Source organism: Streptomyces sp. NPDC001832, assembly GCF_040297265.1.
In the GTDB taxonomy this organism is placed as follows: Bacteria; Actinomycetota; Actinomycetes; order Streptomycetales; family Streptomycetaceae; genus Streptomyces.
Map to the genome: position 1 here is coordinate 130482 of NZ_JBEOYU010000009.1, position 13639 is coordinate 144120.

Here is a 13639-nt window from a genome sequence, read left to right on the forward strand (position 1 = left end):
GAGGTGCTCACTTCAGCCTGCTCGACGCCAGAATCGACACGAGGTGCAGCAAGGTCTGCAGCAGGGCGATGCCGGCCAGTACCGCGACCATGAGACGGCTGAAGAACAGATCGTCCCTGACCGCATCGAGGACGGCCGCCACCAGGATCACCAGTGACGCCTCGACGCCGAGGATCAGCCGGTGGAACTTGAGCGCACCGGCGGCCCGGCGGGCGAGCGCCATGCCGGACGAGCGCGGCTCGGAGGCGGCCTCCTTGACAGGCGGCAGACCGCCCTGGTGGCGTGCGACGCCGACGAGGTCGGTCTCGGCCTTGATCAGGATGGCGCCGAGCGCCGCGAGAGTGCCCAGGAAGGCCCACAGCCAGTCGATCCGTCCGGAGCCCCACAGGTCGGCGGCGCGCAGGCCGAAGCCGACCAGTACGGCCGCGTCGCAGAGATAGGCGCCGACCCGGTCCAGGTAGACCCCGCCCAGGGAGAACTGCTTCTTCCAGCGGGCCACCTCACCGTCGACGCAGTCGAGCAGCAGGTAGAGCTGGACCATGAGGACGCCGAGCAGCGCGCCGGGAATGCCGGGAACGAGCAGCGCCGGCGCGGCGAGCACGCCCGCGACGGTCATCACGTAGGTCAGCTGGTTGGGCGTGACCTTGGTGTTCACCAGGTGCCGGTCCACGCGCAGGGAGATCTCGCGCATGTAGAGCCGACCCGCCCAGTGTTCGCCGCTGCGCCGGTCCTTCACACCCGGAGGGTGCACGACCGGACGGAGTTCAGCTATGGATGGCTTTTGCATAGTCGGCGTACGCGTCCCTGATCTGGTCGGTGGACAGGTTGAGGTGTTCCAGGATCGTGAAACGTCCCGGGCGGGTCTGCGGGGCGTAGGCGACGGCCTGGACGAACTCGTCGGCGGTGAAGCCGATGTCTTCGGGCAGGACGGGCAGACCGTGGCGGCGCAGGGTGACCGCCATGAGCAGCGAGTCCTCGCGCGCGCCGCGCAGATGCATGGCGAAGCAGGCGCCGAGGCCGACCTGCTCGCCGTGGCTCGCCGCACGCTTGGGGTACAGCAGATCGAAGGCGTGGTTGATCTCGTGGCAGGCGCCCGAGGCCGGCCGGGAGTCCCCGGCGACCGACATCGAGATACCGGTCAGCACGAGGCCCTCGGCCAGCACCTTGAGGAAGGCGTCGTCGCCGACCCCGCCGGGGTGGCGCAGCACCGCCTCGCCGGCTTGCCGGGCCATGGCCGCGGCGAGTCCGTCGATCTCTTCGCCCTTGACCTCGTGGGCGAGTTCCCAGTCGGCCACGCAGGAGATGTTGGAGACCGCGTCGCCGATGCCGGAGCGCACGAAGCGGGCCGGTGCCTCGCGGACGACGTCGAGGTCGATGACGACGGCGATCGGGGTGGGGACTCCGTAGGAGCCCCGGCCGTTGTCGTTGTCCAGTGTCGCGACCGGCGAGCAGAGACCGTCGTGGGCGAGGTTCGTCGCTACCGCGACCATGGGCAGGCCGACACGCGCCGCGGCGTACTTCGCCACGTCGACGATCTTGCCGCCGCCGAGGCCGACCACGGCGTCGTACCGGTTGCCCTTGATGTCGTCGGCAAGCTTGACGGCCGAGTCGAGGGTTCCATCGGTGACCGGGTACCAGTGGGCGCCGGGCAGCGCGGGGGCCAGCCGCTCGCGCAGGGCGCGCCCCGAACCGTCGCTGATCGCGACGGCGAGCTTGCCGGAGGCGGAGATCCGCTGGTCGGCGAGGAGGCCGGCCAGATCGTCCAGGGCGCCGCGGCGGATGTCGACGACGACCGGGGACGGGATGAGCCGGGTCAGTACTGGCACGCGATCTCACGGCCCTTCGCGAGGTCGTCGTGGTTGTCGATCTCGACCCAAGACACTTCGCCGATGGGGGCCACGTCGATGGTGAAGCCGCGGTTCACGAGCTCCTGGTAGCCGTCCTCGTAGTAGAGGTCGGGGTCGCGTTCAAACGTCGCCTTCAGGGCGTCGGCGAGCTCCGCGGCGGCGTCCGGCTCGATGAGGGTGACGCCGATGTACTCGCCGGTCGCGGTGGCCGGGTCCATCAGCTTGGTGATGCGTCGCACACCCTTGTCGCCTTCGGTGATGACCTTCATCTCTTCGTCGGCGAGGTGTTTCACCGTGTCGACGGCGAGGATGATCTTCTGGCCGTTGCCGCGGGCGGCAAGCAGGGTCTTCTCGACGGAGACGGGGTGGACTGTGTCGCCGTTGGCCAGGATGACGCCGCGCGTCAGGACGTCACGGGCGCACCACAGCGAGTAGGCGTTGTTCCACTCCTCGGCCTTGTCGTTGTCGATCAGGGTGAGGGTCACGCCGTACTTCGCCTCGAGCTCGGCCTTGCGGTCGTACACGGCTTCCTTGCGGTAGCCGACGACGACGGCGACCTCGGTGAGGCCGATCTCCGCGAAGTTGGCCAGCGTGAGATCCAGGACCGTCTTCGTGGCACCGTCCTGTTCAGGGCCCACAGGCACGAGAGCCTTCGGAAGCGTGTCGGTGTAGGGACGCAGACGCCGTCCTGCACCGGCTGCCAGTACGAGGCCGATCATGCGGGTTCTCCTTCGTCGTGTACGGCAGGTGCTCCGGAGGACACCCAGAAGCGGATCGACTCCACGAGCACCACCAGTGCCACAGCCACCGCGAGAGCGGTGAGTGCCGTGGTGAACGCGGAATGCTGAGTGAGTACGGCGGCGAGTACGGCCACCACCAGGGTGCGGCCCTCGTGCCCACCGATCGTGCGTACCAGCCACTGGGGCGGCGCGCCGGTGCCGCCGCGAATGCGGTACACCGTGTCGTAGTGATGGTAGGCGACGGCCGAGACCAGCCCGAAGGCTGCGGGAAGGGCTCCCGGGACATCGCTGCGGGCGGCGAGAACGAGGACGGTGCAGTACTCCGCCGCCCTGAATATCGGGGGTACGAGCCAGTCGAGGGCACCCTTGAGGGGGCGGGCCACGGCCATGCCGGAAAACATCGCGTAGACCACCGCGGCCAGGATGGTGTGCCAGCTGCCGAAGGGCTGCGAGAGCGCGGAGGCGATCATGAGCGCCCCGGCGAGCAGGGCCGTGACCGGGGGGCTCCAACTGCCCCCGAGCCGGCGCCCGACCGCGGCGACGAACTGGGCGATCGGTCCGGAGTCGGCCAGGTCCGCGAGTGCCCGGCCGGCGCGGTCGGTGCGCTCCGCCTTGCGAGTCAGCGAGCGCAGCAGGCGGCCCGCGGTGGTGTAGCAGGCCGCGAAGGCGCAGCCGATGAGCAGGGCGTAGAAGACGATCCGGGGGGTGGTGACCGCGGTCAGCACCGCGATCATCGCCCAGCGCTCGCCGATCGGCAGCACTATCATCCGGCGCAGCCAGACCGTCCAGCCGACGCTGTCGAGCTTGTCGGAGAGAGCTGCCGTGGGGCTCGAATTGGCCACCGCGTCATGGTTCGCCTCGTTGAACGAGAAGTCGATGACATGGCGGCAGGACTGGAGCACCATCGCGCCGAGGGCCAGTGCCCAGACGTCGTCACCGCCGCGGGCGGCGCCGAGCGCGAGGCCCGCGTAGTACGCGTACTCCTTGGCCCGGTCGAAGGTGGCGTCCAGCCAGGCGCCCATCGTCGAGTACTGCAGCGAGTAGCGGGCGAGCTGCCCGTCGGTGCAGTCCAGGACGAAGGAGAAGAGCAGCAGCAGTCCGGCGGCGATGTAGCCGCCCCGGGTGCCGGTCGCCGCGCTGCCCGCCGCGATCAGCGCGGTGAGCAGGGACGCGGTGGTGACCTGGTTCGGCGTGAGACCGCGGCGGGCGCACCAGCGGGCGATGTAGCGGGAGTAGGGGCTGATGAAGAACGTGGTGAAGAAGCCGTCGCGGGCCTTCACGGCGCTGCGCAGCCGGACTGCTTCGTCGTCGACCGCGGCGACAGCGCTCTGCGCGGTGGTGCGCTCGGACTCGTCGACCGGAACAGCTGCCAACAGCGAGCCGAGCTCGGGGCGCTGCACAGCGGTGCCTTCGGCGTCCATGGTGACGGCGAGGCGGCCCGGCACGGTGCGGTCGGTGACCGTCGCCGTGGTCGTGCCCGGGCCGTTCGGGACGCCCTCGCCGATGGCCGCGGCGGTGTTGCTCAGGGCGCGGACGAGCGCGTGGCGCGCCTCCGGCTGCGCGGTGAGCGCACCGGGCACGGTGGCGGCGGGAAAGCGCGGGTCGGTCAGCCCGAGCCTAAGGGCATGGACATGGCCTACGAAACGAGGGTCGACCAGTGCGACGCGTCGGTCGGCGGGGACGTCCGAGAGCAGCCGTGCGGCCTCGGTCACGTCGGCGGCGATCTGTACGTCGAAGCCCAGTGACCGCAGATCGTCCACGAGCGACGATCCGGGTACCGGTGCACCGGTGAGGATGGCGGTCGACAGACGAACTCACTCCTTGGTGCTGACGGGGTCGGCGCGCGACAGTGCGGCCCGGAAACGGGCCGGTGGCACGTCGGCAGAGGCTATCGGATGAACGGAAGCGGGAGTTCACGGCCCGTTTGTGGTCCGTTCGGGGTGGACCGGCATCATGCTGCGCCGCCCGCGATCATCATCGTCGATCCTCGCCTCGGCTGACAAAACACGATGGCATATTCCTGGGCCCATCCGGATGAAATGGCTGATCACATGCAGAGCGGGGCATATCGGTACACACGCAGCGCGGTTGATGGTGGGTGCCGGTGAGCGGGTGGTCGTCGTCGACGACCACTCGGCCGGTGTCGTCGAGCGGCTCCCTGCCGGAGTCCCGCTGATCCGGGGCCCGGCCGCCGACCGTGTGCCGCTCACCTGCCACCTGCACCACCCCGAGACACGCGTCAACCGAGCCGTAAGCGATCGGCCCGCAGCTCTGACCTGCAGCCATTTCCGCAGGTCAGAGCATATGACAACGGTGTTCAGTGCCGTGTTGCCCGATACCCCCCACCCGTAGTTCACTGGCAGTGCTCGGGCAGATCGCGTCCGAGTCCGCGAGACGACCGGGAGGCGTCCCCATGGGGGCAGGGCACGACCACGGGCAGACACACGGCGGGCCGCCGCCCACCGGCACGGCAGCTGCCGCATACAAAGGACGGCTACGGATCGCGCTGTGCATCACACTCACCGTGATGGTCACGGAGATCGTCGGCGGGCTTCTGGCCGACTCGCTCGCCCTGATCGCCGACGCAGCTCATATGGCGACCGACGCTCTGGGCCTGGGCATGGCGCTGTTGGCGATCCACTTCGCCAACCGGCCGGCCGGACTCAACCGCACCTTCGGCTTCGCCCGCGCCGAGATCCTCGCCGCCCTGGCCAACTGTCTGCTGCTGCTCGGTGTGGGCGGCTTCCTGCTCTTCGAGGCGATCCAGCGCTTCATCACCCCGGCCGAGACCAGGGGCGGACTGACGATCGCTTTCGCCCTGGTCGGCATGGTCGCCAACATGGTCTCCCTGTCGCTGCTGCTCCGCGGGCAGAAGGACAGCCTCAATGTGCGCGGCGCCTATCTGGAGGTTCTCGCGGACACGCTCGGCTCGTTCGCCGTGCTGATCTCGGCGGGAATCATCCTGGCCACGGGATGGCAGGCCGCCGACCCGATCGCCTCGCTGGTGATCGGCCTGATGATCGTCCCCCGTACCGTGAAGCTGCTCAAAGAGACGCTCAATGTACTGCTGGAGGCGGCGCCCAAGGGCGTCGACATGGGTGAGGTACGGGCCCACATCACCGCCCTGCCCGGGGTGCTGGACGTCCATGACCTGCATGCCTGGACGATCACGTCGGGGATGCCGGTGCTCTCCGCCCATGTGGTGGTGCGCCAGGACATGCTCGACTCGATCGGTCACGAGAAGCTCCTCCATGAACTGCAGGGCTGCCTCGGTGTCCACTTCGACGTGGAGCACTGCACATTCCAGCTGGAACCGAGCGGTCATGCCGAGCACGAGGCCAGGCTCTGCCACTGAACGGCCGCAGGGCACGATCCGGTACCCGGCGGCTTTCGGCGTCTGACGTGCCGTCCGGCCCCGCCGTGCCCCGTGGTGCGGCCGGGCCGGACATGCCAGAACCCGAAGTGCGGACAAGCGGCTTTTGTACGGCAGACTTGAGCAGACTTGACGGGACCGGCGCACGGGGCCGGGACCATAGCGAAGGATGGGTATGCCGACCACACCAGCCACCGCGGCGAACAGCTCGAACGGCACAGCAGAAGCGATCATGCTCGAACTGGTCGATGAGAACGGCACCACCATCGGTACGGCGGAGAAGCTCGCCGCCCATCAGCCGCCCGGTCAACTGCACCGGGCCTTCTCCGTATTCCTCTTCGACCAGCAGGGCAGGCTGCTGCTGCAGCGCCGCGCGCTCGGCAAGTATCACTCCCCCGGTGTCTGGTCGAACACCTGCTGCGGGCACCCCTACCCGGGTGAGGCGCCCTTCGCCGCCGCCGCCCGGCGTACGTACGAGGAGCTGGGTGCCTCGCCCTCCCTGCTCGCCGAGGCAGGCACGGTCCGCTACAACCACCCCGACCCGGCCTCCGGTCTGGTGGAGCAGGAGTTCAACCATCTCTTCGTGGGAATGGCGCAGGACCAGCTGCACCCGGACCCGGAGGAAGTCGGCGAGACCTCGTTCGTGACGGCCGACGAGCTGGCCGAGCGTCATGCCAGGACGCCGTTCTCGGCCTGGTTCATGACGGTGCTGGATGCCGCACGGCCGGCGATCAGGGAGCTGACCGGACCGTCCGCCGGCTGGTAGCGGGCCGACGGCACCGGGTGTCGCAGCCGGCAGGGGTGGTCAGGGCTGCCGGCTCAGCGGCAGCGCCGCCCAGATGATTTTTCCGCCGCCTGCGGTGTGTTCCACATCGCAGGCGCCGCCCGCTTCCCGGGTGATCTCCCGGACCAGCAGCAGGCCGCGGCCGCCGGTCTGCGCGCAGTCCGTCTCCAGGGCTGTCGGACGGTAGGGATGGTTGTCCTCGACGGACACCCTGATCCATTCGGCGCCGACGGCCACCTCGACGGCGAGCTCCGGCGAGAGCAGCGCGGCATGCTTCACGGCATTGGTGACCAGCTCGGAAACGATGAGCAGCAGGCCCTCGGCGATGTCGTCGCCCATCGGCACGCCCTGGCGGTTCAGCAGGTCGCGTACGGCGCGCCTGGCCTGCGGTACGGAGACGTCCACGGCCGGGGCGGTGAACCGCCAGACTCCCTCGTACGACACGGGCCGGGCGTGGACACTCCCGCGGCTCTCCATAGTCCGGTACCCGCTCTCGACTCGGTGGTGACTGCACGTCGAGTACAGAGTGCGGGGCGCAATTGGTCCGGACCGTGCTACTGAACATAAGTCGACTTCTATCGGCAGATTTTGACCGGCAATGCACGAAGGCATCAGCCCTTGGACCGGTTCTGCCCCTCTCCCCAAGGCGTGTCCGGCAGTTCTCCGGTCACCCGCTGATCCGAGACCACGGAGACGATGCGGCGGCCGCCGACCCCCATTGCGATCAGGCCGAGCCCGTCGAAGAGCAGCGCCAGCGAGAAGAAGAGGCCGAGTACGTAGAGGCTGCTGTGTGGCCAGTCGAAGAGCACCAGCAGCCCCAAGAGCAGGCCGAAGGCGCCTTGCAGCAGCGTCCAGCCGAACTGTGGGCCCTGCACCACGACGCTGCCCACCAGCCGAAACACCCCGCCGGTCAGGAAGAGCAGCGCGGCGAACATCGTCAGCGTCTCGGCCGTGCCGTGCGGATGGCGGATGACGACGACTCCGGCGGCGATGTTCAGCGCGGCCACCACGACTGCCAGCCAGAAGTAGTCGGAACCGCGGGACTCGATGGCGTGGAGCAGCCCGACGAGACCGCCGATCAGTAGCAGCCAGCCGAAGAGGAGCATCGAGGTGAGCGTTGCGACGCCGGTGTAGACAAGGCCGACCAGACCAGCCACGACAAGAAGGGCGCCGAGCAGCGTCAGCCAGCCGAAACTGCGCCTCAGTTTCTTGCCCTCGACTGCGGGATCGGCCACGGGAAGCTCCTCACGGTGCGTGCCTGTTCGACGACCCCTTCTTGATCATAGGTTCGAACCATACGGATAGCATCCGACGCATGGACCGTACGGAACCCCGGCTGGAGCACACCGTCGCGGACGGTATCGCCACCGTCGTCATCAGCAACCCCGCCAAACGCAATGCGATGACGGCCGCCATGTGGAACGCGCTGCCCGGTCTGCTGGAGCGACTGGCCGCCGACCCAGCGGTCCGGGTGCTGGTGCTGACGGGCGCCGGGGACACTTTCTGTGCCGGTGCGGATATCTCCTCGCTTCGGGATACGGCGCGCGATCCGCAGGCGCTCGCCGTAGCGGCCGAGGAGGCGCTGGCCGCGTTCCCCAGGCCGACGGTGGCGGCGGTCCGCGGCTACTGCGTGGGCGGCGGCAGCCAACTCGCGGCCGCCTGCGATCTGCGGTTCGCCGAGGAGGGTGCGTCGTTCGGCGTGACACCGGCCAAGCTGGGGATCGTGTACCCCGCGTCGTCGACCCGGCGGCTGGTGTCGCTGGTCGGGCCGGCTGCCGCGAAGCATCTGCTGTTCTCCGGCGAGCTGATCGACACCGCGCGGGCGCTGCGGACCGGCCTGGTGGACGAGGTGCTGGCGGCCGGCGAGCTGGACAAGCGGGTCGATTCGTACGTCCGGACCCTGGCGGCACGCTCGCAGCTGACCCAGGCGGCGGCGAAAGAGTTCGCCACGGGGCGCGAGGACCGGGACGCGTACTGGGCCGAGCAGGCGCGGCACAGCGGCGACACCGCGGAGGGTGTCGCCGCGTTCTTGGAGCGGCGCGCACCGCGCTTCACCTGGATGACGGGGCCGTGACGCCTTTGCGGCTACTGGCGGACGAAGCGGTTCTTGGTGCGGAACTTCTCGACCAGTGCCGCACCTCCACCGGGCCGGTCACATCGAGGCTCTGAACACCGTCGAAGAGGACGACGAGTACGGATCGCTGCGTCATGTCTGCCATCCTGGGCAACCGGATTCATGACTGCAATGACGAAAAGCCCACCTTTCCTGCCATGCCCCCTCTCGTACGGATTGAGCGTCGCTCGGGTATGGGGGGCTCGAAGGGCTGAGAGGCTGACAAGTGGGGTGGCCGGGCGACACGGCACCCGACCACCCGGCACAATGCAGGCGAAGGGTTCCGCCCCGGTATCGGCCTGGGTGAGGCCGTAAGCACAGCCAGTACAGCCAGCACGAGAAGGCGAGTCGGTAGAACCGTGACGACGTCCATCGAAGGCAGGATCGCCGAGGAGCTCGGCGTACGCGAGCGGCAGGTGAAGGCAGCCGTCGAGCTGCTCGACGGCGGGTCGACCGTGCCGTTCATCGCGCGCTACCGCAAGGAAGCGACCGAGATGCTCGACGACGCGCAGCTGCGCACGCTCGAGGAGCGGCTGCGGTATCTGCGGGAGCTGGAGGACCGTCGTACGGCGATCCTCGACTCGGTCCGCGAGCAGGGCAAGCTGGACGAGGCGCTGGAGGCGCAGATCCGGGCCGCCGACACCAAGGCGCGCCTTGAGGACATCTATCTGCCGTTCAAGCCCAAGCGGCGCACGAAGGCGCAGATCGCCAGGGAGGCGGGGCTCGAACCGCTCGCCGACGGCCTGCTCGGCGACCCGTCGGTGGATCCGCTCGCCGCTGCCGCCGCCTTCGTCGCCGCCGACAAGGGCGTCGCGGACGGCGCGGCCGCGCTGGAGGGGGCCCGCGCCATCCTCACCGAGCGGTTCTCGGAGGACGCCGATCTGATCGGTGAGCTGCGTGAGCGTATGTGGTCGCGCGGGCGGCTGGCCGCCAGGGTGCGGGACGGCAAGGAGGAGTCGGGGGCGAAGTTCGCCGACTACTTCGACTTCGCGGAGCCGTTCACCGCGCTGCCCTCGCACCGGGTGCTCGCGATGCTGCGGGGCGAGAAGGAGGAGGTGCTCGACCTGGTCCTGGAGCCGGAAGAGCCCTCCGAGGCGCCCGGCCCTTCGACGTACGAGAACATGGTCGCCCGGCGCTTCGGAGTCAGCGACCGCGGCCGCCCCGGCGACAAGTGGCTTGGCGACACCGTGCGTTGGGCCTGGCGGACCCGGATCCTGGTGCATCTCGGGATCGATCTGCGGCTGCGGCTGCGTACGGCTGCGGAGGACGAGGCGGTACGCGTCTTCGCGTCGAACCTGCGGGATCTACTGCTTGCCGCACCGGCCGGGACGCGGGCCACGCTGGGGCTCGACCCCGGCTTCCGTACGGGTGTGAAGGTCGCCGTCGTCGACGCGACCGGCAAGGTCGTCGCGACAGATGTCATCCACCCGCACGTCCCGGCGAACAAGTGGGACCAGTCGCTGGCCAGACTGGAACAGCTGGCGAAGGCCCACGAGGTCGACCTGATCGCGATCGGCAACGGTACGGCGTCCCGCGAGACCGACAAGCTCGCCGGTGAACTCATCGACAAGAACCCCGAGTTGAAGCTGACCAAGGTGGTGGTTTCGGAGGCGGGTGCATCGGTGTACTCGGCCTCGGCCTTCGCCTCGCAGGAACTCCCCGACATGGACGTGTCGTTGCGCGGCGCCGTCTCGATCGCGCGACGCCTGCAGGACCCCCTCGCGGAGCTGGTGAAGATCGACCCGAAGTCGATCGGAGTCGGCCAGTACCAGCACGACCTGTCCGAGGTAAAGCTGTCGCGCTCGCTGGACGCGGTCGTCGAGGACTGTGTGAACGGTGTCGGTGTCGACGTCAACACCGCGTCGGCGCCGCTGCTTTCACGCGTCTCGGGAATCGGCTCGGGTCTCGCCGAGAACATCGTCGCGCACCGTGATGCGAACGGGCCGTTCCGGTCCCGCAAGGCGCTCAAGGATGTGGCGCGGCTGGGTCCGAAGGCATACGAGCAGTGCGCGGGCTTCCTGCGCATCCGGGGCGACGATCCGCTGGACGCGTCGAGCGTGCACCCGGAGGCATACCCGGTGGTGCGGGCGATGGCGAAGCGGACAGCCGGTGATGTCGCCTCGCTGATCGGCAACACGGCTGTGCTGCGGTCGCTGCGGGCCGACGACTTCGTGGACGAGAAGTTCGGTCTGCCGACCGTCACCGACATCCTGAAGGAATTGGAGAAGCCGGGGCGTGACCCGCGGCCCGCATTCAAGACGGCCACCTTCAAGGAGGGCGTCGAGAAGATCGGCGATCTGGCCTCCGGGATGGTGCTGGAGGGTGTCGTGACCAATGTCGCAGCGTTCGGTGCGTTCGTGGACATCGGTGTGCATCAGGACGGCCTGGTGCATGTGTCGGCGATGTCGCGCACCTTCGTGAAGGACCCGAGAGACGTCGTGAAGCCGGGCGACATCGTGAAGGTCAAGGTCATGGATGTCGACATCCCGCGGAAGCGGATCTCGCTGACGCTGCGGCTGGACGACGAGGCGTCGGACGGGACGGCGGGCCCGGGCGACGGGCCCAGGCGGGAGCGGGGCGGTCAGGGTGGCCGGCCGCCGCGGCAGCGGCAGGGGCAGGGGCAGGGCGGTCAGGGCCGTGAGCGGCGCGGCGGCGGTGGGGGCGGTTCTGCCCGTCCGGCACCGGCGCCGGTGAACAGTGCGATGGCGGATGCGTTGCGGCGGGCCGGGCTGGCGGATCCGAAGCAGGGCGGTAAGAGGGGCTGACGCCGGGGGGTGGGGCGGGGTGCGCTCCATTGCGCGGGGCCGTCCCCTCCCCACCCCCTCCCATACCAGACGGGCTGGAGATGTCCGAGAAGCCCCTCACATCTCCGTCACCTTGCCGCCCACCACCTCGACGCGCCGCGTCGTCCTTACCGCTTCCAGCATTCGGCGGTCATGCGTGACGAGCAACAACGTCCCCGTGTACGAGTCCAGCGCCGACTCCAGCTGCTCGATCGCGGGCAGATCGAGGTGGTTCGTCGGCTCGTCGAGGACGAGGAGGTTGACGCCCCGGCCCTGGAGCAGGGCGAGTGCCGCCCTGGTGCGTTCGCCGGGCGAGAGCGTGGTCGCGGGACGTATCACGTGGTCCGCGCGCAGGCCGAACTTGGCGAGCAGCGTGCGGACTTCGGCCGGTTCGGTGTCGGGCACGGCCGCGCAGAACGCCTCCAGTAGCGACTCCGAGCCGTGGAACAGCTTGCGCGCCTGGTCGACCTCGCCGACCACCACGCCCGAGCCCAGAGTCGCGTGCCCGGCATCCAGGGGGATGCGGCCCAGGAGTGCGGCGAGGAGGGTGGACTTACCCGCTCCGTTGGCGCCGGTGATGGCCACCCGGTCCGCCCAGTCGATCTGCAGGGATGCCGGGCCGAAACTGAAGTCGCCGCGAACAACCTGTGCTTCGCGCAACGTGGCCACGACCGAGCCGGAGCGAGGTGCGGCGGCGATCTCCATCCGCAGTTCCCACTCCTTGCGCGGCTCGTCCACCACCTCAAGCCGTTCGATCAGGCGCTGGGTCTGTCGGGCCTTCGCTGCCTGCTTCTCGCTCGACTCACTGCGGAACTTGCGGCCGATCTTGTCGTTGTCGGTGGCCTTGCGGCGGGCGTTCCTGACACCTTTGTCCATCCAGCCGCGCTGCATCTGCGCGCGGCCTTCGAGGGCGGAGCGCTTGTCGGCGTACTCCTCGAACTCCTCGCGGGCATGCCTGCGAGCCCGCTCGCGCTCTTCCAGATAGGCCGCGTATCCACCGCCGTACAGATTGATCTGCTGCTGGGCCAGGTCCAGTTCGAGGACCTTGGTGACCGTACGCATCAGGAATTCGCGGTCGTGGCTGATGACGACCGTGCCTGCACGCAGCCCGGAGACGTAGCGCTCCAGCCGCTCCAGGCCGTCCAGGTCGAGGTCGTTGGTGGGCTCGTCGAGCAGGAAGATGTCGTAGCGGGAGAGCAGGAGGGAAGCCAGGCCCGCGCGGGCGGCCTGGCCTCCGGAGAGTGCGGTCATCGGCAGGTCGAGGCCGACGGTCAGTCCGAGGTCGGCGGCGACCTCCTCGGCGCGCTCGTCCAGGTCCGCGCCGCCGAGCGCCAGCCAGCGCTCCAGCGTCTCGGAGTACGCGTCGTCCGCGCCCGGCGCCCCGTCGACGAGGGCCTGCGTGGCGGTGTCCATCGCGGACTGGGCATCGGCGACGCCGGTACGGCGGGCCAGGAACTCGCGCACGGTCTCCCGCGGACGCCGCTCCGGCTCTTGCGGGAGGTGACCGACAGTGGCGGTGGGCGGGGAAAGCCGCAGCTCGCCCTCCTCCGGCCGGTCGAGCCCGGCGAGCAACCGGAGCAGGGACGATTTACCGGCGCCGTTGACTCCGACGAGACCGATCACATCACCGGGCGCGACAACGAGGTCGAGTCCGGCGAAGAGTGTGCGGTCGCCGTGTCCGGCGGCGAGGTCTTTGGCGACGAGAGTGGCAGTCATCAGGGTGTCGATCCTAATCGGCGGCTGGGGAGGGCGGAGCAGCCCGGCCGGTCACGGTTCGCAGAGCGGGCGCGGACGCGGGTGCGGGCAGTTGGGGAGACCGGATCGCCGAGCCGCCGCTCGGACGGGAGCTTTGCGGTCGGGCGGCGAGCGCCGTCAGTCGTCCTGCGGGCTCGATGGGCCGGAGGACTCGACCCAGGGCCCTGGTCCTTGTGGAGACCGGTGGTGATCCGGCCCGTGCCCATGACGTATCGCACGCTGTGTGCCATGTCGGCCCAATAGC

11 protein-coding genes are annotated in these 13639 nt (G+C 69.4%); 4 read left to right on the plus strand and 7 right to left on the minus strand.

The annotated features are described in order from the left end of the window. Window positions 1-7: 7 nt before the first annotated feature. From ABT115_RS10580 to ABT115_RS10595, 4 genes are read right to left on the minus strand one after another with little or no spacing between them, the layout of a single operon-like run. Entirely contained in the window at window positions 8-787 is a 780-nt protein-coding gene (locus tag ABT115_RS10580) for a CDP-alcohol phosphatidyltransferase family protein (protein ID WP_266355806.1), read from the minus strand. After that, window positions 765-1826: an iron-containing alcohol dehydrogenase family protein gene (locus tag ABT115_RS10585; RefSeq protein ID WP_351786487.1), complete on the minus strand. Its 1062-nt coding sequence runs from the start codon at window positions 1824-1826 to the stop codon at window positions 765-767. Before ABT115_RS10585 ends, ABT115_RS10580 begins: the two co-directional genes overlap by 23 nt. Continuing rightward, window positions 1814-2566 (minus strand): phosphocholine cytidylyltransferase family protein, encoded by a 753-nt coding sequence (locus ABT115_RS10590; RefSeq protein WP_351786490.1) that lies wholly within the window; start codon window positions 2564-2566, stop codon window positions 1814-1816. Before ABT115_RS10590 ends, ABT115_RS10585 begins: the two co-directional genes overlap by 13 nt. After that, window positions 2563-4347, minus strand: coding sequence for a DUF5941 domain-containing protein (locus ABT115_RS10595; RefSeq protein ID WP_351786492.1), 1785 nt, complete (start codon window positions 4345-4347; stop codon window positions 2563-2565). Before ABT115_RS10595 ends, ABT115_RS10590 begins: the two co-directional genes overlap by 4 nt. 653 nt (window positions 4348-5000) lie before the next feature. Here ABT115_RS10595 and ABT115_RS10605 point away from each other — a divergent pair. Together ABT115_RS10605 and idi are read left to right on the plus strand one after the other, a co-directional pair. After that, complete coding sequence (locus tag ABT115_RS10605; protein ID WP_351786494.1) at window positions 5001-5942, plus strand: cation diffusion facilitator family transporter; 942 nt, start codon at window positions 5001-5003, stop codon at window positions 5940-5942. Window positions 5943-6135: 193 nt separating this feature from the next. Next, window positions 6136-6726, plus strand: a complete 591-nt coding sequence (gene idi, locus ABT115_RS10610; protein ID WP_351786496.1) for an isopentenyl-diphosphate Delta-isomerase — start codon at window positions 6136-6138, stop codon at window positions 6724-6726. Between the two features lie 39 nt (window positions 6727-6765). Here idi and ABT115_RS10615 read toward each other — a convergent pair whose 3' ends face one another. Further along, window positions 6766-7221: an ATP-binding protein gene (locus ABT115_RS10615; RefSeq protein ID WP_351786499.1), complete on the minus strand. Its 456-nt coding sequence runs from the start codon at window positions 7219-7221 to the stop codon at window positions 6766-6768. A gap of 134 nt (window positions 7222-7355) precedes the next feature. Further along, entirely contained in the window at window positions 7356-7979 is a 624-nt protein-coding gene (locus tag ABT115_RS10620; RefSeq protein WP_351786502.1) for an HdeD family acid-resistance protein, read from the minus strand. Window positions 7980-8059: 80 nt separating this feature from the next. Between ABT115_RS10620 and ABT115_RS10625 the strand changes: the two genes are divergently transcribed. Continuing rightward, window positions 8060-8818: an enoyl-CoA hydratase/isomerase family protein gene (locus ABT115_RS10625; protein ID WP_351786506.1), complete on the plus strand. Its 759-nt coding sequence runs from the start codon at window positions 8060-8062 to the stop codon at window positions 8816-8818. Window positions 8819-9216: 398 nt separating this feature from the next. Next, window positions 9217-11622 (plus strand): Tex family protein, encoded by a 2406-nt coding sequence (locus ABT115_RS10630; RefSeq protein ID WP_351786509.1) that lies wholly within the window; start codon window positions 9217-9219, stop codon window positions 11620-11622. 96 nt (window positions 11623-11718) lie between these two features. On the opposite strand, the gene ABT115_RS10635 is transcribed toward ABT115_RS10630, so the two are convergent. After that, window positions 11719-13356, minus strand: coding sequence for an ABC-F family ATP-binding cassette domain-containing protein (locus tag ABT115_RS10635; protein WP_351786512.1), 1638 nt, complete (start codon window positions 13354-13356; stop codon window positions 11719-11721). Window positions 13357-13639 lie beyond the last annotated feature (283 nt).